This is a genomic window from Kitasatospora sp. NPDC002040 (genome assembly GCF_040296785.1).
In the GTDB taxonomy this organism is placed as follows: domain Bacteria; phylum Actinomycetota; class Actinomycetes; order Streptomycetales; family Streptomycetaceae; genus Kitasatospora.
This window is the reverse complement of record NZ_JBEOXV010000001.1, coordinates 305,645-329,612: the sequence shown is the minus strand read 5'-3', so window position 1 is coordinate 329,612 and position 23,968 is coordinate 305,645. Positions and strand designations below refer to the sequence as shown.

The window sequence follows — 23,968 nt, the reverse complement described above, 5'->3', positions numbered from 1 at the left end:
CGGAAGGAACGCCATGGCCACCGAGATCCACCTGGCACAGCAGGAGGACGCCGACGAGTTGCTCGGGCGGAGCCCGCTGGCGGCGCTGGTGGGGATGCTGCTGGACCAGCAGATCCCGATGGAGTGGGCGTTCAACGGCCCGTTCACCATCCTGCAGCGGATCGGCGGCGACGACCTGGACGCGCACCGGATCGCCGCGTACGACCCGGAGGAGTTCGCAGCGCTGCTCTCCGAGAAGCCCGCCGTGCACCGCTACCCCGGCTCGATGGCGAAGCGGGTGCAGCAGCTCTGCCAGTTCCTGGTGGCGGAGTACGACGGGGAGGCGGCGGCGGTCTGGGAGGGTGCGGCGAGCGGCGGCGAGCTGTTGAAGCGGCTGGAGGCGCTGCCCGGATTCGGGAAGCAGAAGTCGCAGATCTTCCTGGCGCTGCTGGGGAAGCAGTACGGGGTGCGGCCGAAGGGGTGGCGGGAGGCGGCCGGGGCGTACGGGGAGCCGGACTGCTTCCGGTCGGTGGCGGACATCACCGGGCCCGAATCGCTGGTGCAGGTGCGGGCGCACAAGCAGGAGGCGAAGGCGGCGGCCAAGGCGGAGAAGGCGGCGAAGGCGACGAAGTCCGCCAAGCTCAAGTGAGCCGCTCGTAGGCGTAGCGGTCGCGGATGTGCGCGTGGAAGTAGCGGCCGAGGCTGGGCGCCGCCAGCAGCTCCCGGTGCACCTCGGCCGGGACGTCGGAGTAGCGGTAGACGGACCCGCTGTGGAACTCGAGCTCGAGCGTCGTGCCCTGGTGGCCGACGGAGCGTAGACAGCTGGATTCGACCTGTTGACGGTTCATGGCGTCTCCGTGCCTTCATGGTACGTACGGAATACTGACGGCATGTCACCGATGACCGACGCGGGCCACCGTCTGCTGGCCGATCTGCTCGTGGTGGGCCGGCCGTACCCGGTGGTGCTGGGCGGGGACTGTGCCGCCCGGGCCCACGGCCTGGTGGAGCGGCCGGTGCGCACGGTCGAGCTGGCCACCGAGAGCCCGGTACCGCTGGCGGAGCTGACCGCCGAGGTGGCCGGCGGGCTGGAGCGGCGCGGATGGTCCGTCCGGGTACTGGTGGGCGATCCGCTGGTGTCGGCGCTGGCGGCGACCGATCCGGGGACGGCCGAGGAGTACGGGGTGGAGCTCCGGAAGGAGACCTTCTGGCAGCCGCCGGTGCAGGGCCCGGACGGACCGGTGCTGGCGCTGGAGGACCTGGTCGGGACGGAGGTCAGGGCGCTGGCGGACCGCGGCCTGCCCCGGGACCTGGCGGACCTGTACGCCGTCTCGGACCGCTGGTCCTACCCGGAGCTGGAGACGCTCGGCCGTCACCACGCCGGTGCCGACGGGCTCGACCTGACCGAGCTGCAGGCCCGGCTGAGCGGCGCGGACTGGATCGACGACGCGTCCTTCACCGCCCTGGGCCTGACCGCTGACGGGGTGTCGGCCCTGCGCACGTGGGCGCAGGGCTGGATCGACGACCTCGCCGAGCGGCTGATGGAGGCTACGGAGCCCACCGACTCCGAGGACTGACCGGTGTCAGCCTGCTGACAGCCGCCTGCCTACTGGCTGCTGCCTGCCTGCTGACCACTGCCTGCTGCCTGCCTGCTGTCGACTGCCTACTTGTAGAACGGCGCGTCGTCGGGCCCGACGTACTCGGGCCGGTACCAGCGGGCCGGGCGGAGCGAGTCGCGGATCTCGTCGGCCACCCCGAGCACCGAGGCGAACAGCGCCATCCGGGTCGGGATGCCCGCGTCCGTCTGCCGGAAGATGGCCAGCCGGGGGTCCCGGTTGAGGTCGGGGCTGAGGTCGTTGGAGCCGGGACGGCCGTCCCGGGGCAGCGGGTGCATGATCACCGCGTCGGCCCGGAAGACCCGGTCGGCCAGCGCGGCGTCGACCCGGAAGTCGTCGCTGTAGGGCAGCGGACGGTCCTTGAAGCGCTCGGTCTGCAGGCGGGTGGTGTAGACGACGTCGGCGTCCTTGAGGCCCAGGCTCGGCTGGTCGCTCTCCTCCACCCGGTGGCCGCGCCCGGCGGCCAGCTCCAGCAGGTGGGCAGGCATCCGCAGCTCGTCCGGGGAGACGCAGACGATGGTCAGGCCGTCGTAGCAGGAGAGCAGCTTGACCAGCGAGTGCACCGTACGGCCGTGCCGCAGGTCGCCCACCAGCGCGATCCGGCTGCCGTCCACGGTCTTGCCGAGCCGGCCGAACTCGCGGTGGATGGCGAACATGTCCAGCAGCGCCTGGGTCGGGTGCTCCCCCGCGCCGTTGCCCGCGTTGACCACCGGCACGTTGGTCGCGGCGGCGAACTCGTGGATCGAGCTGACCTCGGGGTGCCGCATCACCACCAGGTCGCAGTAGCCGCTGACCACCCGGCTGGTGTCGGCCAGCGTCTCGCCCTTGGCGATCGAGGTGACCTCCATGCCGGTGGTGGAGGTGACCCCGCCGCCGAGGCGGAGGAAGGCGGTCTCGCAGCTGAGCCTGGTCCGGGTGCTGGCCTCGAAGAACAGGCTGGCCATCACGGCGCCCTCGAGCACCCGGGTGACCTGTTCGCCCCGGGCCACCGGCACCAGCAGGTCGGCCAGGTCGAACAACCGCTCAAGCTCGGCCCGGTCGAAGAGATCGCTGGAGAGAATGTGCTTCCCGGTCAGTGACATGGCGGCTCGGTTCTCCCTGTGGCTGCGCGATGGACGCCGCCAGTTTACTGGCCGGACGGCGCCCACCGTGCGGTCAGGGCTGGGCGTACTCCACCGTGAGCAGCGCCCGCCCGACCGCGTGCGCGGTCAGGTGGAAGCCGACCACGGCGGCCGGGGTGTCCGGGCCGAGCCCGAGTGCCGGGACGTCCAGCGCGTGCACCACGAACAGGTAGCGGTGGGCCGGCCCGGGCGGCGGGGCCGCGCCGTCGTAGCGGTGTCCGGGGAAGTCGTTCCGGACGTGGAACGCGGCACCGGGCAGCCCGTCGTCGGAGCCGCCCGCACCGCGCGCCAGTTCGGTGGCGTCGGCCGGCAGGTCGACCGCGATCCAGTGCCACCAGCCGCTGGCGGTGGGGGCGTCCGGGTCGTAACAGGTGACCGCGAAGCCCCGGGTGCCGGCCGGAAACCCGGACCAGGCCAGCTGCGGGGATTCGTTGCCATCGCTGTGGACGTGGGCGGCCGGCATCGTGCCACCGTCCGTCAGGTCGGTACTGGTGAGCTCGAACGACGGTACGGGGGGCAGGAATTCGTACGGGAGCGGCGCGCGCTGGCTCATCGCGGGGGCTTCCTCACTCATGGGCGGCGGACATCTCCCGCAGTCTAGGAGCGGCCCCGTAGAGTCACGGGCATGGCAGCCGACAACACGCCCAGCAGCGCTCCCGACCCGGCCCGGATGGTGGCCGACGCGCGGCGCGCGTTCTTCGTGATGTTCGGGGTGCTCTGCCTGGTCTGGGCGGTGCAGCTCGCCAACTGGCTGAGCGACTACCGGCTCACCGTCGAGGGCGGCATCCTGGCCCGCCGTCCCGACCAGCTCGCCGACCTGCTGACCGCGCCCTTCCTGCACGTCAACTGGCAGCACCTGGAGGGCAACTCGGGGCCGCTCTTCGTGTTCGGCTTCCTGGCCGCGTACCGGGGCATCCGGCGCTTCCTCGGGCTGACCGCGCTGGTGGTGCTGACCAGCGGGGCGGCGGTGTGGCTGTTCTCCGGCGACGACGTGGTCACCGTGGGCGCGAGCGGGGTGATCTACGGGTACTTCGGCTACGTGGTGCTGCGCGGTCTGATCGACCGGAACCTGATCGACAGTCTGATCGGCGTGGTGATGGGCGCGTCCTTCGCCTACATCCTCACCACAGCGGTCCCGGGGACTCCGGGCGTCAGCTGGCTGGGCCATCTGGGTGGTCTGCTCGGCGGGCTGGCGGGGGCCTGGATCTTCCGCGCCAGGACCGCCCGGGCCGCCAAGGGCGCCAAGGAGGCCAAGGACGCCCGGCCGATCGGGTCCGCACCGGTGCCCGCGCAGGGCGAGGCGCCGCCGAGCGAGCGGGCGCAGCTGCTCAAGGAGCTCGACGACCTCGGCCTGTGAGGCGTCCGCCGGCCCTTCCGTCCGCCGGTCCGAGAAGTCAGGTATAGACCAATCCGGGACACCCGGCTAGCGTGGTGCACCCCCGCACCACCTGCCCCGGAGCCGCCCCGTGGAGTCGTCCGTCCTCGCCTTCGCCACCGACCTGATCGACGAGGGCGCCGACACCTTCTTCGGCAACCTGACCGAACGGGCCGGAGTCGGCGGCGTCACCCTCGCGTCCGTCTACCACGAGGCGCGCGACGTCTTCCCGCACAACCCGCACCGGGTGATCCGGTACCTGGAGCCCGGCGCCGCGTACTTCCGCCCCGACCCGGCCCGCTGGGCCGGCCGGCGGCTGACCCCGCTGCCGTCCACCGCGATCGGTGACCGCGACCCGTTCGCCGAGGCGGCCGAGGAGGCGCAGCGGCGCGGACTCAAGCTGCACGCCTGGACGGTCTTCTGCCACAACGACCGGCTCGGCTTCCGGCACCCGGACGTCTCCCCCGAGAACGCCTTCGGCGACCGCCACCTGACCGAGCTCTGCCCGGCCAACCCGGAGGTCCGCGCGTACGCCACCGACCTGGTCGGCGAGTTCGCCCGGTACGGGGTGGACGCGATCCGGGCCGAGTCGCTGCACTTCCACGGCCTGCGCCACGGCTACCACCACGAGCGCTACTTCGAGGAGCTCGGGCCGGTCGCCGAGGCCCTGCTCGGGCTCTGCTTCTGCACCCACTGCATGGCCAACGCGGGCCCGGACGCCACTGAGGTCCGGACCGCGGTCCGGGCGGAGCTGCGGGCCCGGCTGGCCGACGAGAAGCGGGCCGCCGAGGCGGTCGCCCTGGACGAGCTGGCCGACGGTGCGGTCGCCGCGTACATCGACGCCTCCGCCCGCACCGTCACCTCGCTGGCGGCGGAGGTGGCCGAGGCCGCCACCGCAGGCGGCATGCGGCTGACCTTCATGGACGGCGGCGGCCCCGGCACCGGCTGGCTCTCCGGCATCGACCTGCCCGCCCTCACCAAGGCGGTCCACCAGATCGAGACGCTCGGCTACGCCACCACCCCGGAGGCGGTCCGGGAGAAGGTCGCCGCCTTCGCCCTGCACGGGGTGCGCCCCGAGGAGATGGCCGTGATCCTGCGCCCGATGGCCTCGGACTGCGACGGCCCGGAGAACCTGGCCGCCAAGATCGCCGTGCTGCGCGAGCTGGGCGTGCCGGAGGTCGAGTTCTACAACTACGGCCTGATGCGGCTCTCCTCGATGGACCGGATCGGCCAGGCGCTGGCCTAACGCCTGCGCCGGGAGGTCCCGAACAGGTTCCGCGAGATCTCCCGGCCCAGCTGCGTCCCCGCCGACCGCGCGAAGGACTTCAGCATCGGGTTGCTCAGCAGCGACCCGAGCAGCCCGCCCTCCTCGGCGGCCTTCGGCGCGGGCTCGGCCTTCGGCTCGGGTGCGGGTACGGGCTCCGCCGTGGGCTCCGGCTCCGGCCGGGCGGTGAGCTTCTCGTACGCAGACTCCCGGTCGATCGCGTCGCGGTAACGCGCCGTCAGCGGCGAGGCGTCCACCGCCGCCCGCAGCGCCGCCTGCTCCACCGGCCCCATCAGCGACTGCGGCGCCCGCAGCCGGGTTGCCGCGACCGGCGTCGGCGCGCCCTTCTCGGAGAGCACCGTCACCACGGCCTCGCCGGTGCCCAGCTGGGTGAGCACCTCGGTCAGGTCGTACGTGGACTTCGGGAAGGTGGAGACGGTCGCCTTCAACGCCTTGGCGTCGTCCGGGGTGAAGGCCCGCAGCGCGTGCTGCACCCGGTTGCCCAGCTGCGCCAGCACGTCGCCCGGGACGTCCTTCGGGGTCTGGGTGACGAAGAAGATCCCGACCCCCTTGCTGCGGATCAGCCGGACGGTCTGGGTGATCGCCTCCAGGAAGCCCTTCGAGGCGCCCTTGAACAGCAGGTGCGCCTCGTCGAAGAAGAACACCAGCTTCGGCCGGTCCAGGTCCCCGACCTCGGGCAGCTCCTGGTAGAGGTCGGCCAGCAGCCACATCAGGAAGGTGGAGAACAACCGCGGCCGGTCCTGCACTGCGGGCAGCTCCAGCACCGAGACCATGCCGCGCCCGTCCGGTGCCGTCCGCAGCAGCTCGGCGGTGTCGAACTCCGGCTCGCCGAAGAAGGCACCGGCACCCTCGTTCTCCAGCACCGTCAGCGAGCGCAGGATCACCCCGGCGGTGGCCGGGGAGAGTCCGCCGATGCCCTTGAGCTGCTCCTTCCCTTCCGGCGAGGTGAGGAAGGAGATCACCGCCGAGAGGTCCTTGAGGTCGTACAGCTCCAGGCCGTTCTTGTCGGCGAAGTGGAAGATCAGGCCGAGCGAGGCCTCCTGGGTCTCGTTCAGCTCCAGCACCTTGGCGAGCAGCAGCGGGCCGAAGCTGGTCACCGTGGCCCGCAGCGGGATGCCGTCGCCCAACCCGCCCAGTGCGTAGAACTCGGTCGGGAAGCCCTGCCCCCGCCACTCCTGCCCGACCTCGCCCGCCCGCGTCGTCACCCTGTCGTTGACCGCACCGGGGGTGGAGATTCCGGAGACGTCGCCCTTGATGTCGGCCAGGAAGACGGGCACCCCCTGGGCCGAGAGCTGTTCCGCCATCAGCTGCAGGGTCTTGGTCTTCCCGGTGCCGGTAGCCCCGGCCACCAGCCCGTGCCGGTTGAGCACCCCGAGCGGGATCCTGACCTGGGCCCCGGGGTACGCGGTGCCGTCCAGCAGCACGGCACCGAGGTCCAGGGCCGGGCCGGTGAAGGCGTAGCCGGCCGCGATGTCCTGGGCGGCGGGGGGCATCTCTGGGTTGGTCATCTGGGCAGGCTCCCGCTCGGGTCGGAGGCGGCTCCGAGGCATCCCGGAGGCACCGGGATCGGAGACGTCGTCAGAAAGGGCACCCCACAAACAGGGACACTTCCTATGTAATCCCTATGAATCTCCGAACGCAGGCCAGGCCACGCTTGCTGTGCCTCGGGGCGGCGTGACGGTAGGCTTTCCGTGTGATCTTCAAGCGCATCGGCAACGGACGGCCGTACCCGGATCACGGCCGGACCAGCACCCGTCAGTGGGCGGACGTCGCGCCGCGCCCGGTGCGGCTGGACCAGCTGGTGACCACCAAGGGGCAGTTGGACCTGGAGACCCTCCTGGCGGAGGACTCCACCTTCTACGGCGACCTCTTCGCCCACGTGGTGAAGTGGCACGGCGACCTGTACCTGGAGGACGGCCTGCACCGCGCGGTCCGCGCCGCGCTCCAGCAGCGCCAGGTCCTGCACGCCCGGGTGCTGGAGATGGACTACCCCCCGAACTCCTGACCCGCCGTCACCCCCACCGCCTCTCCGGGCAGCCGTTCGGGCGTCGGTACATCCTTTCGAGTGCCCTCGTACTCCAGATGATGATCATTTAGTACCTCCGCACCCGGGGTGGCATTAATCTGCTGAGTACGGCCGAAAAGTATCCGGCGCTCCGCCCTCCCGGCCGCACCCGTCACCGAGCCTTGCCCTGGCACGAGGGGGAGACCGACCCGTGAGCATGTTGACTCCCCAGGGACTGAAGGGGAAGCAGTACCGGATCACCGGTAACTCCTACCCCCGCCTTGGACGCCCGCCCCGCAGGAGCCGCAAGGTCCTGGCCCTGATCGGTTCGCTGCTGGCCCTCGCCCTGATCGGACTCGGCGGGGTGCAGCTGGTGGACATCTTCTCCGGCAAGAACCGGAGCGGTTCCGCCCAGGCCTGCGCCTCCCCCGCCTCGACCGTCTCCGGCAAACCGCTGGCGGCACCCGCCGCCGCACCCGGTACGCCGTCGGCCCCGCCCAGCAGCACCGCCGTCCCGGCGCCCGCCGCCGTCACGGTCAACGTCTACAACGCCACCGCCAAGGCCGGCCTGGCCGCGCGGACGGCCGAGGAGTTCAAGAAGCGCGGCTTCACCATCGGCAAGGTCGGCAACGCGCCCGCCACCACCGAGAAGCTGCCCACCACCACGGTCCAGGTGATCAGCGGCCCGGCCGGCCTCGGCAGCGCCACCCTGCTCGCCGCCCAGGTCGCCGGCGCCACCAAGGCCGCCGACACCCGGGTCGACCCCTCGGTCGACGTGGTGGTCGGCGACGCCTTCACCGGCCTGCTCGACCCGGCCCAGGCCGCCACCGCCCTGGAGCTCGCCACCAAGCCCTCCCCGACCCCGACCCCGCTGCCGGGCAGCTGCTGACACTCCGTACGACGAAGGGCCCCACCTCCGCGGAGGTGGGGCCCTTCGTCGTACGGAGTGTCAGCCGGCCGTGCCGTACAGGCGGTCGCCCGCGTCGCCCAGGCCGGGCACGATGTAGCCGTTCTCGTTCAGCCGCTCGTCCACGGCGGCGGTGACCACGGTGACCGGCAGACCGGCCAGCTCCCGCTCCATCACCGCGACGCCCTCCGGCGCGGCCAGCAGGACCACGGCGGTGACGTCGGTGGCGCCGCGCTCGATCAGCATCCGGATCGCCGCGACCAGCGTGCCGCCGGTGGCCAGCATCGGGTCCAGCACGTACACCTGACGGCCCGAGAGGTCGTCCGGCATCCGGGTGGCGTACGTGGACGCCTCCAGGGTCTCCTCGTTGCGCACCATGCCGAGGAAGCCGACCTCGGCGGTGGGCAGCAGCCGGGTCATGCCGTCCAGCATGCCGAGCCCGGCCCGCAGGATCGGCACCACCAGCGGACGGGGGTAGCTCAGCCGGGTGCCGGTGGTGACCGCGACCGGCGTGGTGACCTCCACCTGGTCGGTCCGGACGTCCCGGGTGGCCTCGTACGCGAGGAGGGTGACCAGCTCGTCGGTCAGCCGGCGGAAGGTCGGCGAGTCGGTGCGCTCGTCGCGCAGGGTGGAGAGCTTGTGGGCCACCAGCGGGTGGTCGACGACATGGAGACGCATGCTCCGACCATAACGGGCAACGGTACACATGTACGACCTGCCGGGCCGCCCCCGGCGCCCGGCGGCGGCCTTCACCCCTTCACCACCCCTCCTCCCCGGCGCGCACGGGCAATCCCGATACCTCCGCACCTGCTGTGGTATTTACCGGACACATCTGGGAAAGTCGGACGGTATGAAGAGCACCCCGCACTCCGGGCCCAGCTCGACAGAGGAGCCCGCGGCCCCACCCGAGACCGAGGCGGAACGCCGCAGACGGCGTGCCCGCTTCCTCCGCGAGTTGGCCGAGGCCAGGGAGCTGCGGGCGAGAGTGCAGCCACGGCGCACCAAGGAGCGCCGGATGCGCGAAGCGCTCCGGATGCGAACCTTCCGAATCTGACGCCGCGTCGGTCGTCCATCATGCCCTTCCGACACGACCTGCGAAGACGCGCTGCAGAACACTCCCCGCAGCGCCCGGCTTTCTGTCACGATGCCGGAGGGACGGTCCGAACAGCGGGCCGCCTCTGGCGCGGGGGCGGCCAGACCGCGTTCGCCCGAGATCGCCTACAGCCGAGACCAATCTTGGGAGAGTCCCTGGTGGCGTACTTCGCTGCAGTGCTTGCTCGCACCGACGGCGCGTGGGATGTGAGCGAGACAGAGCTGGACAACGTCGAGACCCTGGCCGACCTGGCCGACCTGGCCCGGGAGGCCGCCCAGGACGACGAGAGCGTCCTGGTCTTCATCGAGCAGGAGGACGCCTGGTTCGCCGTCCTCCGGGTGGACGGGGAGGACGATCCGCGGATCTTCGTCTCCGACGGAGCCGCCGCCGCGCGCAGCTCCTACGGCTCCATCCTCACCGACGAACTGCTGGACCGGGTCGGCGACTCCGACTTCGACGACCTGGACAGCCTGGTCACCGACCTCGACGACGAGGAGGCCTCCGCCTCCGGAGACGGCGAGGACGAGGACGAGGCGGCCGGCGCCACCGGCCCCGGCGGCGTCCCGGTCGGCCCGCTCGGCGACCCCGAGCTGCTGATCGAGTTCGGCCTCGCCCCCGAGGCGCTGCTCGACCTCAGCGGCGAGGGCGCGGTGCCCGGCGACGCGCTGTCCGAGATCGCCGACGCGATCGGCTGCGGCGAGGTGCTGGAGGCGGTGCGGTAGCGGGCCGGTCGGTGCCCGACACTGGTCCCATGCAGATCGCCCCGCTCCCGGCCCCCGTACGCCCCGACCCGGTACGCGACCGCTGGACGGACGCGATGCGCCTCGCCATCGACGAGGCCGCACTCGCCACCGCCACCGGGGACGTACCGGTCGGGGCGCTCGTACTCGACCCCGACGGCGCCGTCATCGGCCAGGGCCACAACGAGCGCGAGGCCGTCGGCGACCCCACCGCCCACGCCGAGGTGGTCGCCATCCGGCGGGCCGCCGCCGCCCTCGGCGAGTGGCGCCTCTCCGACTGCACCCTGGTCGTCACCCTCGAACCCTGCACCATGTGCGCGGGCGCCATCGTGCTCGCCCGGGTCGGCCGGGTCGTCTACGGCGCCTACGACGACAAGGCCGGCGCGGCCGGCTCCCTGCTCGACGTCCTCCGCGACCCCCGGCTCAACCACCGGCCCGAGGTGGTCCACGGAGTGCTCGCCACCGCCTGCGCCGACCAGCTCCGGAGCTTCTTCGACTCCCACCGCTGAACTGATTTCGTCCCCGCCCACCCCGTCCGGTAGAGTCTCGTCTCGGTAGCGTGTCCGAGCGGCCAAAGGAGCACGCCTCGAAAGCGTGTGTGGGGGCAACTTCACCGTGGGTTCGAATCCCACCGCTACCGCCAGCTCCACGTAGGGCCCCGATCCTCAGGATCGGGGCCCTACGTCGTACCCGGGGCCGGAACGACGACGCGCTCCGGATACGCAGAAGGCCCCGCACTCGGGGCGATGACCACCATGACCCGGTTCGAGTGCGGAGCCTCTTGCTGGAGGGGGCAGCCGTCCCGGGGGGACGGACGGCTGCCCCGGCGGAGTCCCACAACCGGTGTCGTGTCGGGGGGAAGTCACGACGCCCGGTCCCACAGCGGGGAGCTCCGGTCCACGCACCGGGGTTTCCTGCCAGAGCCTCGGTACGTGTTCCATCCTGCTGGACCGCGCGCGGGCGGGCATCCGGAGAAGGGCCCCTCTTGCGGGGACCTTCGTCCTGAGGAGTGAACGGGGCGCTCACCTGATGGGCCGTCCGGTGGATAAGCTGCGCGCAGGCGGTGGGCGATCGGGAGGCAGGCGGTTCGGGTGGCACAGGCGAAGCGGATCGGCATGTGGCTGCTGCTGATCTTCGTGATCTACACGGTCATCACTTCCCCTACCAGGGCTGCCGAGTTGGTCCAGTCGGGGTTCGTCGGGGTGTCGGACGCGGCCAAGGCCGTGGGGACGTTCATGACCGGGCTGGTGAGCTGAGCGGAGCCGGCCCCGGCTACGGTGGGCGGGTTCGAGCAGTACACCCTCACCCCCGCTAGGAGCGGCAGCGTGATCCGGCACCTGGTCCTGTTCAAGCTCAACGACGGCGTAGCGAAGGACGACCCGCGGGCGCTCGCGGGCGCCGAGGCCTTCGACGCGCTCGGCGGTCTGATCCCCGAGCTGCGCGAGTGGGAGTGCGGCTGGAACACCACCGAGCGGGACATCGCGTACGACTACGCGATCAACAGCAAGGTGGAGGACCGCGAGGCGCTGGCCGCCTACATCGGCCACCCGGCCCATCAGGCTGCCGCCGGACAGTGGCGCGAGTTCGCCACCTGGGTGATCGCCGACATCGAGGTCTGATCGTCCAAAACTGAACGATCGTACCCGTAGCACCCTTGGGCCCCCTGGCACGACTGACGCCAGGGGGCTCTGCCGTGCCCGCCCGGGAGTCCGACAATCCGCCAACACGCCTAGCGCCGGTACTTGCCCGTCGTGTGCACGACTTGTGATGCTATGACCGGTTTTGCCGGAACCTGGCGAGGTGATGAGCGAGCGCGGACCACTGCCGGTGGGTCGGATTCGCAGGGACTAGGGAGGGGTGACGTGTCCGTGCAGACACAGGGCAGCAGCGCGCCGGATACCGGCGAGGAGGACGCACCGAAGGAGGCCGCCGAGGCCCAACAGGTGGATCCGCTGGTGGAGCTGAGGGAGCGTCCGCCCGGCGCCCGGAGCTCGGTGGACGTCCGCACCCTGACCAGGGTGCTGTTCGAGCGGCTGTCCGAGCTGCCGCCGGGGGCGCCGGAGCGCGAGCGGGTCAGGGCGGCGCTGATCGAGGCGAACATCCCGCTGGTGCGGTACGCCGCGACCCGGTTCCGCAGCCGGAACGAGCCGATGGAGGACATCGTCCAGGTCGGCACGATCGGCCTGATCAACGCGATCGACCGGTTCGACCCGACCCGCGGGGTGCAGTTCCCGACCTACGCGCTGCCGACCATCCTGGGCGAGATCAAGCGGTACTTCCGGGACAACGTCCGCACCATGCACGTCCCGCGCCGGCTGCAGGAGCTCTGGGTGCAGGTCAGCGGCGCGATGGAGGAGTTGACGATCACTCACGGCCGCTCGCCCAAGGTGCCGGAGATCGCGGCCAACCTGCGCATCCCGGAGGAGGACGTCCGGGCCTGCCTGGCCGCCGGGCGGGCGTACAACGCGGCCTCGCTGGAGGCGGCGCAGGAGCACGAGGGCGGCCTGGCCCTGCTGGACCGCCTCGGCTACGAGGACTCCGCGCTCGCCGACGTGGAGCACCGGGACATGGTCCGGCACCTGCTGGTGCAGCTGCCCGAACGGGAGCGGCGGATCATCATGCTCCGTTTCTTCGCGAACCTGACACAGTCCCAGATCAGCACCGAGCTGGGCATGTCGCAGATGCACGTGTCCCGGCTACTCTCCAGAATCCTGACCAGACTGCGGACCGGGAACTCCTGGGAGGAGTAAGGTCCTCGCTGCGCGTTACTGCTGAGTGACATCTTGCGACGTTCGGGTTTGCCGGGGCGCATGGTCCGGTATTGAGCTGGAGGGGTCGTTCGGCTCCGGGAACTGTCGCTGGGTAACGCCCGTTGAACAGTCAGTCACGAGGGGGGTGGGGTGCATGTCCGCAGAGCTGGGCAGTGCGGAGAGCCACGGTACGGCGGCGACTCTCGCGTCGGTGGCCGAGCAGATGGTGGAGCAGCAGCCGACGCAGCCGTTCCCGGTACAGCAGACGGCCTCGCCCGTGCTCACCGTGGACCGGACGCTGGACACCCGGACGCTGTCGCGTTCCCTGTTCCACCGGCTGGCCGCCCTCGAGCCGGGCAGCGTCGAGCACACCTACGTGCGGGACACCCTGATCGAGCTCAACCTGCCGCTGGTCCGGTACGCCTCCGCCCGCTTCCGCAGCCGGAACGAGCCGATGGAGGACATCGTCCAGGTCGGCACGATCGGCCTGATCAAGGCGATCGACCGGTTCGACCCGGAGCGCGGGGTGGAGTTCCCGACCTTCGCGATGCCCACCGTGGTCGGCGAGATCAAGCGCTTCTTCCGGGACACCAGCTGGTCGGTCCGGGTGCCGCGGCGGCTGCAGGAGCTGCGGCTGGCCCTCACCAAGGCCGGTGACGAGCTGTCGCAGAAGCTCGACCGCTCCCCCACCGTCGCCGAGCTGGCCGTCTTCCTCGGCGTCACCGAGGAGGACGTGGTGGAGGGGCTGGCCGTCGGCAACGCGTACACCGCCAGCTCGCTGGACTCCACCCCCGGCGAGGAGGACGGCGACGGCCCGCTGGCCGACCGGCTCGGCTACGAGGACCTGGCGCTGGAGGGCGTCGAGTACCGCGAGTCGCTCAAGCCGCTGCTGGCCAAGCTGCCGCCGCGCGAGCGGCGGATCATCATGCTGCGGTTCTTCGGGAACCTGACGCAGTCCCAGATCGGCGAGGAGATCGGCATCTCGCAGATGCACGTCTCCCGGCTCCTGACCAAGACGCTCACCCAGCTCCGGGCCGGGCTGATCAGCGAGTAGGCGCCGGCGGCTCTAGGCGAGCAGGTTGGTGCGGAGGCCGGCCAGGACGGTGTCGTCCAGGCCGAGACCGTCCTGCCAGAAGTGCTCGAACGAGGTCCAGCCGGTCGCGACCTCCTCGAGGGCCGCCTCCAGGTACTCCGACTCGGCCCGGAAGACCGGCAGCAGCAGGGTCGGGTCCTTCATCAGGCCCTGGGTGCCGAAGCTCTCCACGATGTGCGCGATCAGCGCGGCGGAGCGGGTGTTGGTGAGCAGGTAGTCCTCGAACACCGTGGCCCGGTCGACGCCGAGCGCGGTCAGGGTGAGCGCGGCCACCCAGCCCGTCCGGTCCTTGCCCGCCGAGCAGTGGAACAGCACCGGCGGGCCGTCCGGCGCGGCCAGCAGCCGCAGCACGGTGGCGAACCGGTCCCGGGCCACCGGGTCGGTGACGAACCAGCGGTACAGGCCGGTCATCATCCCGGCCGCCTTGCCGTCGCCGAGCAGCGCGTGCTGCTTCGCCGCGTCCCGGTCGGCCAGCGCGTCGCGCAGCGCCACGTAGATGTCGAAGTCGGCGGCGAAGACCGGCAGGTGGTGCAGGGTCGGACCAGGGTGGTCAGCGGTGTCCTCGATGACGACCGGCCCGGCGGCACGCGCGAGCTCGGCCGGGTCGGCGACGGGCAGCCCGGGTATCAGGTCGGGACCGGCCTCGCGGACCTCGTCCGTGCTGCGCAGGTCGACCACCCGGCGGACGCCGGCCGCGACCAGCAGCGCGCCGTCCTCGGCCGTCAGCCGGTTCAGCGCGTCGGCCCGCAGCGCGACGCCGTGCCGGACCAACGCGCCGTCCGTGGTCCGGTAGCCGCCGAGGTCGCGGGCGTTGGCCGCTCCCGCCAGCCCGAGGCTGCGGGCGATCTCGGTGGACTGCTGGGTCACGGGGGCCTCCGGTGGCACTGGTGGTACGGGTCGCTCGGGCCCGGCCAGTCTAGGCGGGGCCGGAGCGACGCAGTCGTACGGAACCAGGCCGGGCCGGCGGGCGGCACGGGTCGGTCGTGGCAGCGGTCCCCGGAGCGGTCTCCGGGCGGGTTACTTGACGGCCAGCCAGACCACGGCGCCGAGCACCAGCAGGGCGAGCACCGCGATGCCGGCGACCATGCCGGTGCTGCGGCTGCTGCTGCCGTTGGTGGTGGCGCTGCCGTAGGTGGTGACCGAGCCGGGCGCCTGGGCGGCCGGGGTCTCTTCGACGAACGCCCGGAACATCTGGGTGTTGCCGGCGGGGTCGTAGTCGTTGTCAGCCATGGCAGGACTCTAGCCAACCCGGCCGGTCGGCGAACACCCCGGACCCCTCGTAGGAGTGACCGGCCACCGGTCTGCGGCGGACCTGCGGCAGACCGGTGAAGAACCCGTCTGCAACGGGCGTACGACAGCCTCGTGAAGAGTCGGCCCCGGCCGGAATGGCGCCCGGGGCCTTCGGGTTGACTTCGGTCATGACCGACAACCTCAGTGACGCTCCCCACAAGGTGACCCTCGGCGGTTCGGATCTCGCCGTGTCCACCCTCTCCCTCGGCGGCAACGTGTTCGGCTGGACCGCCGACCGCGCGCAGTCCTTCGCCGTCCTCGACGCGTACGCGGACGGCGGTGGCAACTTCGTCGACACCGCCGACGTCTACTCGGCCTGGGTGCCCGGCAACACCGGCGGCGAGTCGGAGACCATCCTCGGCGACTGGCTGCGCAGCCGGGCCAACCGCGCGGACATCGTGGTGGCCACCAAGGTCGGCGCCCACCCGCAGGCCGAAGGACTGTCGGCGGTGAACATCAAGTCCGCCACCGAGGAGTCGCTGCGGCGGCTCGGGGTGGAGTACATCGACCTGCTCTACACCCACCGGGACGACACCGGGACGCCGGTCGAGGAGTTCGTGACGGCGCTCGACCAGCTGGTGCGGGACGGCAAGGTCAGGGCGGTCGCCGCCTCCAACATCAGCGCCGAGCGGCTGGCCGAGTCGCTGGAGTTCTCGGCCCGGGAGGGGCTGGCGGCGTACGTCGCGGTGCAGCCGCACTACAACCTGGTCTCCCGCTCGACCTACGAGGGCCCGCTGGCCGAGGTGGTCGCGGCGCACGGGCTGTCGGCCGTGCCGTACTACGCGCTCGCCTCCGGCTTCCTGACCGGCAAGTACCGGCCGGGCGGCGGCCCGGTGCACAGCGCCCGCTCCCTGGGCGCCGCGCGCTACCTGGAGGACCCGCGCGGGCCGAAGGTGCTGGACGCCCTCGACCGGGTGGCCGCCGCGCACGGCGTGGCACAGGCCACCGTCGCGCTGGCCTGGCTGGCGGCGCAGCCCACCGTCGCCGCGCCGATCGCCAGCGCGCGGACGGTGGAGCAGTTGCCGCCGCTGCTCGCGGCGGGCCGGCTGGTGCTCGCGGCGGAGGAGCTGGCCCTGCTGGACGCGGCCTCGGCCTGACGGCTGCTCAGCCCCTGGGGGCGACCGGGGGCGCGGGACCGCGCGAACTGCCCGCTGGGCGGCTCACGCGGAGTCCCGCGCCCCTCGACGGGCACCGCTGAAACTTCGCCCGGTGGGCGGACAGCCATTGGCGTGCACCGTCCGACGGCCCGTTCCGCCACCTGCCGCCGGGGTGCCGTCCGAGAGCTTCCATGACGGGGATCGTGCGTGTGCGAGACATACCGGAAAAGTAGTATCCGACCGAACGGGTGACGTAACGTGACTGCGTGGCTACTCGTTTGGCATGATTCGCGCCATGCGCACTTTGATCAAGACCGTTGCCGCTGTTGCCGTCGCCTGCTCCTTTGCGATCATCCCGACCACCGCCTCCGCCGAGAACGGCGCCGCCCAGAACGGCTCCGGCAACGTCGCCGTCGGACAGAGCTCCGAGGCCAACGGCGGCGGGACCTCGTCCAACAACTCCACCGTCTCCTCGATCACCGCCACCGGCTCCAACGTCGGCAACCACGGCCCCGCGTGGTGGCCCTTCCCCGTCGGCTGACAGTCCCCCTGCACGGCAAACACCGACCGACCCGAGAGGCCCCGCACCGAGTGCGGGGCCTCTCGCCCGCTCACGGACGGCCGAAGTGGGTGGGGTAGTAGCCCTTGCTCAGGGTGGAGATGCGGATGGTGGTGCCCGGGCGGGCCGCCTCCAGGTACCTGTTGTCGCCGAGGTAGATCGCCACGTGGTGGATGCCCGAGGCCCGGCTGCTGTTGGACCAGAAGATCAGGTCACCCCGGCGGAGCTGCCCCGAGCCGATCTGCCCGACGGCCGCGTACTGGTCGTCCGCGACCCGCGGCAGGTTGATCCCGGCCCGGCGGTACGCCTGCTGGACCAGGCCGGAGCAGTCGAAGCCGGACGGTCCGTTGCCACCCCAGACGTACGGTTTGCCCAACTGGGCCGTGGCGAAGGCGATCGCCGACTCGACACTGCCGTTCGCGGGCGTCGAGGGCGCCGGCGGTGCGGGTACCGGCGCCGTGGGCGCCGGGGTGGTGCTGCCGCCGCCGGACCGGCCGGTACGGGCCTGGTACACCGAGAGGTGGCTGGTGTAGCGCCACTCACCGCTGCTGTTCTTGAACCAGTACTTCGAGCCGTCCCAACCCGGTTGAATACCACCGGAGTTCGTGGGCGAGGAGGGAGCGGCTCCGCCCCCCGACCCGGAGCGGGCCTGGTAGACGGAGAGGTAACTGGTGTAGCGCCACTCGCCGTTGGCGTTCTTGAACCAGTACTTCGAACCGTCCCAGCCCGGCTTGGCGGGCGCCGGCATCGCGTTCGCGTTGGTCGCACCGAGGCCCAGGCCGACCACTCCCGCACCGGCCAGCACCGTGGTGGCGACACAGGTGGCCCGGACCGCGCGATGTATTCGGCCGCCCTCCCCGCTGCCGGGCCCGGCCTCACCCCGACCGCGGGGAGCCAGGTACTCCCGGGAGGCGGACCGGCAGTGGGCGCAGGTGCAGCGCCCGTCCGCCGGGGAGATGTCGGCGAAGCCGATCAGAGCGGGGTCGGTGGCTATCTTCACGCGAGCTTCCCTTCCTTCCTCCCGGCCCGGGCGGCCGGCGAGGGTACCGAGGCGGACACCCCTGCGGGGGCCACGAACGCGACCAGCAGCTGCTCCATCAGCGCGCTGCGGGCGGCCTCGTCCAACTCGTGTGCGGTGGCCCGCTCCAGGCGCCGGACCGCGAGCGCGGCGGCCTCGACGGCGTCGTCCACCAGGACGGTCCGGAGACCCGCGTCCAGCTCGGCGAGACGGCGGCGGCGCATGCTCTCGGAGACCTCGGGCGCGTAGTCCAGGGCCAGCGGCTGGACCGAGTAGACCTCGATCCCGGCCGGGGCCGCCTCGGCGGCCAGTGACCTGGTCAGCTCGTCGGCGAACCACTGACCGTCCCGAAGCGCTGGCCCCGGTGCGGAGTTGCTGTCACAGGGCAGGGTGCTGGCGGTACGGGTGAGCACCGCGTGCACCTGCTCCCGCAGGTAGCCCTCGTGCTCGGCGATGGCGAGCGTCGCGCGGGCGGTGTCCCTGACCCGCCAGACCACCAGCAGCCGGACCACGATCGGGGTGCCGGTCCGGTCGGAGACGTTGACCGGTTCGCTGCGCCAGTGCCGCAGCCGGACGTCCACCCGGCGGCGGCGCAGCAGCGGGTTGACCCAGAGCAGGCCGGTCCGGCGGACGGTGCCCCGGTAGCGGCCCCAACGGGTGAGCACCCGGGTCTCGCCGCCGGCGTTGACCAGCAGTCCGGCCAGCGTCATCAGCACGAGCAGTCCGGCCGCAGCGAGCGCGGCGATCGAGCGGGCGTCGAGCTCCGTTCCGCCACTGGCCTTCGCGGCGCTGCCGCGCAGGTCGGGCAGTGCGTCGAGATGCGGGATCGCCCCGGTCCGGGCCAGCACCAGCACCACGCCCGCCACCGCAGTCAGCAGCACCAGCAGGGCGAGCCAGCCGGGCAACGAACGGGCCTGGTGCTCCCTGATCACCGGGTCGACCCGGGGCGGACGGCGACTCGCCCGGGACTCGATGCTCGACGCGCCGACCGGCGAGTCGTCCTGACGGCGTGTCGGAGGCAGCCCGGGGTCGCCGTCGAGTTCGTCCTGGACGGGCACCGGCCGGGCCTTGGTCAGTGGCTTGGCCAGCGGCTTGATCAGCGGCTTGGCCACCGCGTCGGCCACCGCCCGACTGAGCTGGGTGGCGCCACCACCGCCGCCCGACGGCGGTTCCGGCAGGACGGGGGGCCAGGAGTCGGGGCGGGGCGAAGATTCGCGGGTGACGTCCATGCACGGTTCCTTGGGGGTCGGTGTGTCGCGCAACGGGCGGCCCGGATCTGAACGGGCGGTGCCAGATTCAGGCTAGGTTGATAAGTCATCAAATGCGACATTTTGACGTGGCGTGTCGCAGCATATCTGACGGCGTGTCGGCCGACACGCCGTCAGATCGCCAGCTCAGGGGCGTCGCCGACCGCCCGGGCCTCGCCCGAACACCCTCCGGACCACCAGCCCGACGGCCACGAGCAGCAGCAGGACGCCGCAGGCCGCATTGCGCCAGGCCTCGGAGCTCGGACGCCCGTTGGCGGCCGGCGGCGCGGCGAGGTTACGGGCCTCTGGGGCCGTCGGATCGCTCGGCGTCGCGGACGGGGATGCCGACGCGGACGCGGACCGGCCGCTGGAGCCGTTGCCCTTGGGCGCTGCGACCACCGCAGCCTTGGAGGGACTCGCGGACGGGCTTGCGCTCACCGACGGCGACGGCGACGCCGAAGCCGAGGCTGACCCACCGACCGACAGCGACGGGGACGGCGACAGCGCGACCGCGGACGCCACAACCGGGGCCGGGGCCGAGGACGGCGACGGCGACACCATGGGGACCGGAGCGGTCCCGGGAACAGGCACGTGCAGGGCCGGTGCCGACCCGGCGTCGGCCGACGGCACCGCCGGGGACGCGGCCGCCGAAACCGACGGCGACGGCGACGGCGCGAGCGAGATCGACGGCGAAGGAGAGGCGACGGGCGAAGGCACGACCGCAGGAAGGTCGACCACCACGACCGGCGGGACCACGATCGGCAGGATCGCCGCCGCCTCCTCCGGCGTCAACACCGGCACCTTCACCGGCGGTTCAGCACTCGGAGCCGGGACGGACGGCAGCAGGGAGGGCGAGCCCGACACTGCGGACGGCAGCGGCGAGGGCGCCACCACCGACGACGAGGGGCTCAGGGAGGGCGACGGGGACGGAACGGCCACGGGCGGCACCGATACGGACGGCGCCACCGCCGGCGACGGAGAGGCCGAAACCGACGGCGAAGCCACTGCCGGAACCGACGCCGACCCCGACGGGGACGGCGAGGGCGCCACCGACGGCGACGGCGCAGCCGGTAGCGTCACCGTGACCGCGACCGCCTCCGCCGAGGTGGCGTTGCCGGCCCGGTCGGTGGCGGTGGCCACCAGGCTCTGCGGACCCTCCGTCAGGTCCCTTGCGGGCGTACAGCTCCAGGCGCCGTCGACCCCGGTGAGGGCGGTGCAGAGCACCACCCGTTCCCCGGCCGTCCCGCCCCGGGTGGTGACGGTGACGGTCGAGCCAGGTTCGGCCCGGCCGGTCAGCCGGGGCCGGGCGGAGGTGAGTGCGGTGCCCGGGCCGGGCGAGCCGAGGACGGGCCGGGGCGGCGCGACGGTGTCCACCGTGAGCGGGACGGGCTTGCCGGCCGTCCGGTTGCCCGCGCCGTCCGTTGCGGCGGCGGTCAGCTGGTGCTTGCCGTCGGCGAGGTTCTCGACCGGCAGGCAGGACCAACTGCGGTCGGCCGCAACGGCGGTGCTGCACAGCTCGCCGGCGATCCGCCCGGCGCCCGGCGCGTTGGCGGCGTCCACCACCGACACGGTGCTGCCGGGGTCGCCGGTGCCGGTGAGCAGCAGTCCGGGGTCGTTGGTGAACTCGGGCAGGGTCAGCACGGGGGCGGCCGGCGGGTCGGTCTTGACCGTGATCCTGACCTCCTCGCCGCGCAGCACCACACCGCCCTTGGTGGTCTCCACCGGGGTGAGGGCGTGCGGGCCCGCCGGGAGCGGCGCGTCGGGGCGGCACGCCCAGCCGCCGTCCTTGCCGACGGTGGCCCGGCAGAGCGTGGTGTCGCCGGAGGTGATCACGACGGTGGCGCCCTGGACCCCTCCCTCGCCGCGGATCTCCGGCCGGGCCTCGGCCACCACGGCACCGCTGACCGGCCCGGTGATCTCCGGGCGGGCGGCGCCGACGGTGAGCTTGATCCGCTGGTCCGTCACCTCGCCCGAGTCGGCGAAGCCGCCGGGGGTGACCAGTTGGGCGGAGCTGCGGGCGATCCGCAGCCGGGCCCAGGCCTCGCCGGCGGCGGCGTTGCCGGGGACGGTCCACTCCAGCCGGGCGCTCTTGGCGCCGACCACGACCTCGCTCTGCACCCGTTCGGTGGCGTCGAACTTCCCGTTGTGGTCGAAGTCGATCCAGCCGGCCAGGGTGGCGGGGCCGGCCCCGGAGCTGACCGGGACGGTGAGGTCGTAGTACCGGCCGATGGCCGCCTCGGCGGGGAACTGCACGGTCGGATCGGCGCCCTGGTACTCACCGCGGCCGGGCTGGAGCTCCGGCGGGGCCGGGTTGGCCCAGGGGCTGCGGCGACTCGCGCCGCCGTCCAACTCGACCATCGGCTGGTCGAGTTCGCGCAGCTCGGCCGGCACCTGGGGTGCGTCGCCGCCGGGCGGCAGCAGCCGCTGGGCGGAGCCGGCGGCGTTCGGGCGCACTCCGGCACCGGCCGTGGCGGTCCGCCCGAGGAAGAGGTCGGAGACCAGGTGCGAGGCGTTGCCGTAGCTCTGCGGGGCGGTGCCGACGCCCTCGTCGAGCGTGACGGTGTACGCCTGTGCGAGCGGCGCGGGGGCGGTGGTCGAGCCGTCCCTGGCGGTGCTGCGCTGTTCCACCCGGAAGGTCACGGTGCTGACGGTGCCGGAGAGTTCGAGCGTGCCGCTGCCGGGGTTGGTGCCGTCGGTGGCGCCCTCGCCGGTCGGGGTGAGGGCGTTGTCGCCGACCGTCCAGCCGGCCCACTCGGTCCGGGCGACCAGGCTGGGGGCACTGGGGGAACCGCCGGTGACGGTCAGTCGGCCGGCGGTCCCGGTGGAGCCACCCTTGCCGGTGGCCAGTGCGGCCAGGCCGCTCAGGTGCAGCCGGGGGTTGCGGACGGCTCGGCCGAAGGAGAGCTGGAGCGTGCCGAGGGTCCGCCACGAGCCGTCGGCCGCCGGACGTTCCGCACCGAGTTCGAACAGCGTGGCGGGATCCCCGCCGCGCAGCCCGTCCGCGTATCCGGCCCCGCCGGTGGCGAGCTTTCCGGGGACGGACTTGACGGCGATTCCGGGGAGGGGGGAGAAGTCGAGCTGGATTCCGAGCCCGGACGGCAGCACGGCGCGGTGCTCGGCGGTCCAGGAGTCCGGCGTCTGCTGCGCCTGGGCAGCCGGGCCGAGCAAGGGCGAATTCCAGCCGATCAGCAGCCCGGTGGCCAGGACGACGGCCATTCTCCGGGTGATTCCGTTCCGCCTCGGCGGTCTCGGCGCCCACCGGCCCGAGCGGGTGGCTGACGACTCGGCGGGGTGGGAGGACTGTCGGCTCATCCGGCTCTCCTTCGGGTGTCGGCCGCCAACCGGCGCGGCAGGCATAAGTTCTGACAAAACGGAATCACGACATGGAGTCCGTCATACCGTGACACCGCGACGAATGCCCTAGTGCTACCCGATTGGCGGTCACTCGTCCGGCAGCCTAGGAAGCAAACGGGCCCCCGGTTTTCCGCCACTCGGGGTTGGTGGCCAACCGGTCGTTACTGTCCGGTGCTTGACCATTCATTAGTGATACCTGTTCGAATAAATCGCCGGGTGAGTAGAGTCTGCGCAGTGTCCTTCGACCCCGCGCTCATCCGTGCCAGCTTCGCCGTCGTCGAGCGCCGGGCCGATCAGCTGGCCAAGTACTTCTACGTGCACCTGTTCGCACACAGCCCCGAGCTCCGCCGGCTCTTCCCGGCGGAGCTGACCGAGCAGCGCGACCGCCTGTTCCACGCGCTCACCGAACTGGTGCTCCGACTCGAACAGCCGGGAGAGCTGACCGAGTACCTGCGCGCCCTCGGCCGGGACCACCGGAAGTTCCGGACCACCGCCGAGCACTACCCCGCCGTCGGCAGCAGCCTGATCGCCGCGCTGCGGCACTTCTCCGGCCACTCCTGGACCCAGGAGATCGAGAAGGCCTGGACCGAGGCGTACACGGTGATCTCGCAGACGATGATCGCGGCCGCCGAGGCCGACACCGTCGCGCCGGTCTGGTGGGAGGCCGAGGTGACGGACCGTCGGCGGGCCGCGCCCGACCTGGTGGTGCTCACCCTCCGGCCTGACCAGCCGTACCCCTACGTCGCGGGCCAGTACCTCAGCCTCAGCTCGCCCCGGCTGCCCCGGCTCTGGCGCTCGTACACGATCGCCGGCGCGCCCCGGGGCGACGGCACCCTGGAACTGCACGTCCGCCGGGTGTTCGGCGGACGGCTGAGCAGCGCCCTGGTGAACGACGTACTGCCCGGCGAGAAGCTGCTGCTGGGCCCGCCGATCGGCGACACCGTGCTGGACCCCCGCTCGGACCGGCCGCTGCTGGCCGTGGCCGGCGGCACCGGCTGGGCCACCGTCAAGGCCCTGATAGAGCAGCTGGCCCGGGGCCGGGCCCGCTCCGCCACCGTCTTCCTGGCCGCCCGCCAGGACGCCGACCAGTACGACCTGCCGGCCGTCCGGGCCCTGGTCGCCGAGCACGCCTGGCTGGAGGTGGTGCTCGCCGCCCCGGAGGACGGCGCCGAGCGCGAGGCCGCGGTCGACCTGCTGCGGACCGGCCTGCGGCACGGCTCCGACTGGTCCGGCCACGACATCTACCTCAGCGGCCCGCCGGACCTCGCCCCCGAACTCGCCGAGCTGCTGGTCGAGCTGCACGCGGAACCCGGGCTGATCCGGTACGACCCCGCGCCGCTGACCGCGCGCAGCGGCCGACCGCTCTCCTCGTCCGAGTGGTTCCTGACGCCCCGGGCCGCGCCGTGGGCCCGGCAGTGACCGCGGGCCCGGCAGCGGCCGTG

At 72.5% G+C, this 23,968-nt stretch carries 26 protein-coding genes and 1 tRNA gene; 17 read left to right on the top strand and 10 right to left on the bottom strand.

Features of this window, described 5'->3' with window-relative positions; translation table 11 throughout:
• The first annotated feature begins 13 nt into the window (after nt 1-13).
• Nucleotides 14-628: an HhH-GPD-type base excision DNA repair protein gene (locus ABT118_RS01585; RefSeq protein WP_350644134.1), complete on the top strand. Its 615-nt coding sequence runs from the start codon at nt 14-16 to the stop codon at nt 626-628.
• Here the strand turns inward: ABT118_RS01585 and ABT118_RS01580 are convergent.
• A complete protein-coding gene (locus ABT118_RS01580; protein WP_350644133.1) occupies nt 621-827 on the bottom strand; it encodes a KTSC domain-containing protein in 207 nt (68 codons plus the stop codon). The two genes, ABT118_RS01585 and ABT118_RS01580, sit on opposite strands and share 8 nt — an antisense overlap.
• 42 nt (nt 828-869) lie before the next feature.
• On the opposite strand from ABT118_RS01580, the gene ABT118_RS01575 reads away from it, so the two are divergent.
• Complete coding sequence (locus ABT118_RS01575) at nt 870-1,553, top strand: hypothetical protein (RefSeq protein ID WP_350644132.1); 684 nt, start codon at nt 870-872, stop codon at nt 1,551-1,553.
• Between the two features lie 86 nt (nt 1,554-1,639).
• Here ABT118_RS01575 and pyrB read toward each other — a convergent pair whose 3' ends face one another.
• Both pyrB and ABT118_RS01565 read right to left on the bottom strand, forming a co-directional pair.
• Entirely contained in the window at nt 1,640-2,674 is a 1,035-nt protein-coding gene (pyrB, locus tag ABT118_RS01570; RefSeq protein WP_350644131.1) for an aspartate carbamoyltransferase, read from the bottom strand.
• Nucleotides 2,675-2,747: 73 nt separating this feature from the next.
• Nucleotides 2,748-3,287 (bottom strand): YbhB/YbcL family Raf kinase inhibitor-like protein, encoded by a 540-nt coding sequence (locus tag ABT118_RS01565; RefSeq protein ID WP_350644129.1) that lies wholly within the window; start codon nt 3,285-3,287, stop codon nt 2,748-2,750.
• A 51-nt stretch (nt 3,288-3,338) separates the two neighbouring features.
• Here ABT118_RS01565 and ABT118_RS01560 point away from each other — a divergent pair, with 51 nt between their 5' ends.
• Entirely contained in the window at nt 3,339-4,070 is a 732-nt protein-coding gene (locus ABT118_RS01560) for a rhomboid family intramembrane serine protease (protein WP_350644128.1), read from the top strand.
• 109 nt (nt 4,071-4,179) lie between these two features.
• Nucleotides 4,180-5,334 carry a glycoside hydrolase family protein gene (locus tag ABT118_RS01555; protein ID WP_350644127.1) on the top strand — a complete coding sequence of 385 codons (1,155 nt, stop codon included), beginning with the start codon at nt 4,180-4,182 and terminating at the stop codon, nt 5,332-5,334.
• Here the strand turns inward: ABT118_RS01555 and ABT118_RS01550 are convergent.
• Nucleotides 5,331-6,881, bottom strand: coding sequence for a helicase HerA-like domain-containing protein (locus ABT118_RS01550; RefSeq protein WP_350644126.1), 1,551 nt, complete (start codon nt 6,879-6,881; stop codon nt 5,331-5,333). The two genes, ABT118_RS01555 and ABT118_RS01550, sit on opposite strands and share 4 nt — an antisense overlap.
• Nucleotides 6,882-7,066: 185 nt before the next feature.
• On the opposite strand from ABT118_RS01550, the gene ABT118_RS01545 reads away from it, so the two are divergent.
• A complete protein-coding gene (locus ABT118_RS01545; RefSeq protein ID WP_350644124.1) occupies nt 7,067-7,378 on the top strand; it encodes a type II toxin-antitoxin system VapB family antitoxin in 312 nt (103 codons plus the stop codon).
• Nucleotides 7,379-7,595: 217 nt separating this feature from the next.
• On the top strand, nt 7,596-8,267 hold the full coding sequence (locus tag ABT118_RS01540; RefSeq protein WP_350645083.1) for a LytR C-terminal domain-containing protein: 672 nt from the start codon (nt 7,596-7,598) through the stop codon (nt 8,265-8,267).
• 60 nt (nt 8,268-8,327) lie between these two features.
• On the opposite strand, the gene upp is transcribed toward ABT118_RS01540, so the two are convergent.
• On the bottom strand, nt 8,328-8,963 hold the full coding sequence (gene upp / locus ABT118_RS01535) for a uracil phosphoribosyltransferase (protein ID WP_350644122.1): 636 nt from the start codon (nt 8,961-8,963) through the stop codon (nt 8,328-8,330).
• 172 nt (nt 8,964-9,135) lie between these two features.
• Between upp and ABT118_RS01530 the strand changes: the two genes are divergently transcribed.
• From ABT118_RS01530 to ABT118_RS01495, 8 genes are all read left to right on the top strand, one after another.
• On the top strand, nt 9,136-9,339 hold the full coding sequence (locus ABT118_RS01530; RefSeq protein ID WP_350644121.1) for a hypothetical protein: 204 nt from the start codon (nt 9,136-9,138) through the stop codon (nt 9,337-9,339).
• Between the two features lie 245 nt (nt 9,340-9,584).
• On the top strand, nt 9,585-10,100 hold the full coding sequence (locus ABT118_RS01525; protein WP_502884450.1) for a tRNA adenosine deaminase-associated protein: 516 nt from the start codon (nt 9,585-9,587) through the stop codon (nt 10,098-10,100).
• 29 nt (nt 10,101-10,129) lie between these two features.
• On the top strand, nt 10,130-10,627 hold the full coding sequence (tadA, locus tag ABT118_RS01520; RefSeq protein WP_350644118.1) for a tRNA adenosine(34) deaminase TadA: 498 nt from the start codon (nt 10,130-10,132) through the stop codon (nt 10,625-10,627).
• A 44-nt stretch (nt 10,628-10,671) separates the two neighbouring features.
• Nucleotides 10,672-10,761 (top strand) — tRNA-Ser (locus ABT118_RS01515).
• Nucleotides 10,762-11,209: 448 nt separating this feature from the next.
• Nucleotides 11,210-11,374, top strand: coding sequence for a hypothetical protein (locus ABT118_RS01510; RefSeq protein WP_350644117.1), 165 nt, complete (start codon nt 11,210-11,212; stop codon nt 11,372-11,374).
• A 69-nt stretch (nt 11,375-11,443) separates the two neighbouring features.
• Nucleotides 11,444-11,737, top strand: coding sequence for a Dabb family protein (locus tag ABT118_RS01505; RefSeq protein WP_350644116.1), 294 nt, complete (start codon nt 11,444-11,446; stop codon nt 11,735-11,737).
• A 243-nt stretch (nt 11,738-11,980) separates the two neighbouring features.
• On the top strand, nt 11,981-12,868 hold the full coding sequence (locus ABT118_RS01500; protein ID WP_350644115.1) for an RNA polymerase sigma factor SigF: 888 nt from the start codon (nt 11,981-11,983) through the stop codon (nt 12,866-12,868).
• Between the two features lie 154 nt (nt 12,869-13,022).
• Entirely contained in the window at nt 13,023-13,922 is a 900-nt protein-coding gene (locus ABT118_RS01495; protein WP_350644114.1) for an RNA polymerase sigma factor SigF, read from the top strand.
• A gap of 12 nt (nt 13,923-13,934) precedes the next feature.
• Here ABT118_RS01495 and ABT118_RS01490 read toward each other — a convergent pair whose 3' ends face one another.
• Complete coding sequence (locus ABT118_RS01490; RefSeq protein ID WP_350644113.1) at nt 13,935-14,828, bottom strand: tyrosine-protein phosphatase; 894 nt, start codon at nt 14,826-14,828, stop codon at nt 13,935-13,937.
• Nucleotides 14,829-14,978: 150 nt separating this feature from the next.
• Nucleotides 14,979-15,191, bottom strand: coding sequence for a hypothetical protein (locus ABT118_RS01485; protein ID WP_350644112.1), 213 nt, complete (start codon nt 15,189-15,191; stop codon nt 14,979-14,981).
• Nucleotides 15,192-15,379: 188 nt separating this feature from the next.
• Between ABT118_RS01485 and ABT118_RS01480 the strand changes: the two genes are divergently transcribed.
• The gene (locus tag ABT118_RS01480) at nt 15,380-16,348 is read left to right on the top strand and encodes an aldo/keto reductase (RefSeq protein WP_350644111.1); all 969 of its coding nucleotides are present in this window, start codon (nt 15,380-15,382) and stop codon (nt 16,346-16,348) included.
• Between the two features lie 295 nt (nt 16,349-16,643).
• Nucleotides 16,644-16,889, top strand: coding sequence for a hypothetical protein (locus ABT118_RS01475; protein ID WP_350644110.1), 246 nt, complete (start codon nt 16,644-16,646; stop codon nt 16,887-16,889).
• 70 nt (nt 16,890-16,959) lie between these two features.
• On the opposite strand, the gene ABT118_RS01470 is transcribed toward ABT118_RS01475, so the two are convergent.
• The 3 genes from ABT118_RS01470 to ABT118_RS01460 form a co-directional block, all read right to left on the bottom strand.
• Entirely contained in the window at nt 16,960-17,712 is a 753-nt protein-coding gene (locus tag ABT118_RS01470) for a C40 family peptidase (protein WP_350644109.1), read from the bottom strand.
• A 191-nt stretch (nt 17,713-17,903) separates the two neighbouring features.
• A complete protein-coding gene (locus ABT118_RS01465; RefSeq protein WP_350644108.1) occupies nt 17,904-19,154 on the bottom strand; it encodes an SPFH domain-containing protein in 1,251 nt (416 codons plus the stop codon).
• 165 nt (nt 19,155-19,319) lie between these two features.
• Nucleotides 19,320-22,388 carry an Ig-like domain-containing protein gene (locus tag ABT118_RS01460; RefSeq protein ID WP_350644107.1) on the bottom strand — a complete coding sequence of 1,023 codons (3,069 nt, stop codon included), beginning with the start codon at nt 22,386-22,388 and terminating at the stop codon, nt 19,320-19,322.
• Between the two features lie 372 nt (nt 22,389-22,760).
• On the opposite strand from ABT118_RS01460, the gene ABT118_RS01455 reads away from it, so the two are divergent.
• Nucleotides 22,761-23,945 carry a globin domain-containing protein gene (locus ABT118_RS01455; protein ID WP_350644106.1) on the top strand — a complete coding sequence of 395 codons (1,185 nt, stop codon included), beginning with the start codon at nt 22,761-22,763 and terminating at the stop codon, nt 23,943-23,945.
• Nucleotides 23,946-23,968: the final 23 nt, after the last annotated feature.

What these genes read in the sequence shown, in the direction of transcription:
- ABT118_RS01585 (WP_350644134.1), top strand. Translation starts at nt 14, where the DNA reads ATGGCCACCGAGATCCACCTGGCACAGCAGGAGGACGCCGACGAGTTG.
- ABT118_RS01580 (WP_350644133.1), bottom strand. Translation starts at nt 827, where the DNA reads ATGAACCGTCAACAGGTCGAATCCAGCTGTCTACGCTCCGTCGGCCAC.
- ABT118_RS01575 (WP_350644132.1), top strand. Translation starts at nt 870, where the DNA reads ATGTCACCGATGACCGACGCGGGCCACCGTCTGCTGGCCGATCTGCTC.
- pyrB (WP_350644131.1), bottom strand. Translation starts at nt 2,674, where the DNA reads ATGTCACTGACCGGGAAGCACATTCTCTCCAGCGATCTCTTCGACCGG.
- ABT118_RS01565 (WP_350644129.1), bottom strand. Translation starts at nt 3,287, where the DNA reads ATGAGTGAGGAAGCCCCCGCGATGAGCCAGCGCGCGCCGCTCCCGTAC.
- ABT118_RS01560 (WP_350644128.1), top strand. Translation starts at nt 3,339, where the DNA reads ATGGCAGCCGACAACACGCCCAGCAGCGCTCCCGACCCGGCCCGGATG.
- ABT118_RS01550 (WP_350644126.1), bottom strand. Translation starts at nt 6,881, where the DNA reads ATGACCAACCCAGAGATGCCCCCCGCCGCCCAGGACATCGCGGCCGGC.
- ABT118_RS01540 (WP_350645083.1), top strand. Translation starts at nt 7,596, where the DNA reads ATGTTGACTCCCCAGGGACTGAAGGGGAAGCAGTACCGGATCACCGGT.
- upp (WP_350644122.1), bottom strand. Translation starts at nt 8,963, where the DNA reads ATGCGTCTCCATGTCGTCGACCACCCGCTGGTGGCCCACAAGCTCTCC.
- ABT118_RS01530 (WP_350644121.1), top strand. Translation starts at nt 9,136, where the DNA reads ATGAAGAGCACCCCGCACTCCGGGCCCAGCTCGACAGAGGAGCCCGCG.
- tadA (WP_350644118.1), top strand. Translation starts at nt 10,130, where the DNA reads ATGCAGATCGCCCCGCTCCCGGCCCCCGTACGCCCCGACCCGGTACGC.
- ABT118_RS01495 (WP_350644114.1), top strand. Translation starts at nt 13,023, where the DNA reads ATGTCCGCAGAGCTGGGCAGTGCGGAGAGCCACGGTACGGCGGCGACT.
- ABT118_RS01485 (WP_350644112.1), bottom strand. Translation starts at nt 15,191, where the DNA reads ATGGCTGACAACGACTACGACCCCGCCGGCAACACCCAGATGTTCCGG.
- ABT118_RS01480 (WP_350644111.1), top strand. Translation starts at nt 15,380, where the DNA reads ATGACCGACAACCTCAGTGACGCTCCCCACAAGGTGACCCTCGGCGGT.
- ABT118_RS01475 (WP_350644110.1), top strand. Translation starts at nt 16,644, where the DNA reads ATGCGCACTTTGATCAAGACCGTTGCCGCTGTTGCCGTCGCCTGCTCC.
- ABT118_RS01465 (WP_350644108.1), bottom strand. Translation starts at nt 19,154, where the DNA reads ATGGACGTCACCCGCGAATCTTCGCCCCGCCCCGACTCCTGGCCCCCC.
- ABT118_RS01460 (WP_350644107.1), bottom strand. Translation starts at nt 22,388, where the DNA reads ATGGCCGTCGTCCTGGCCACCGGGCTGCTGATCGGCTGGAATTCGCCC.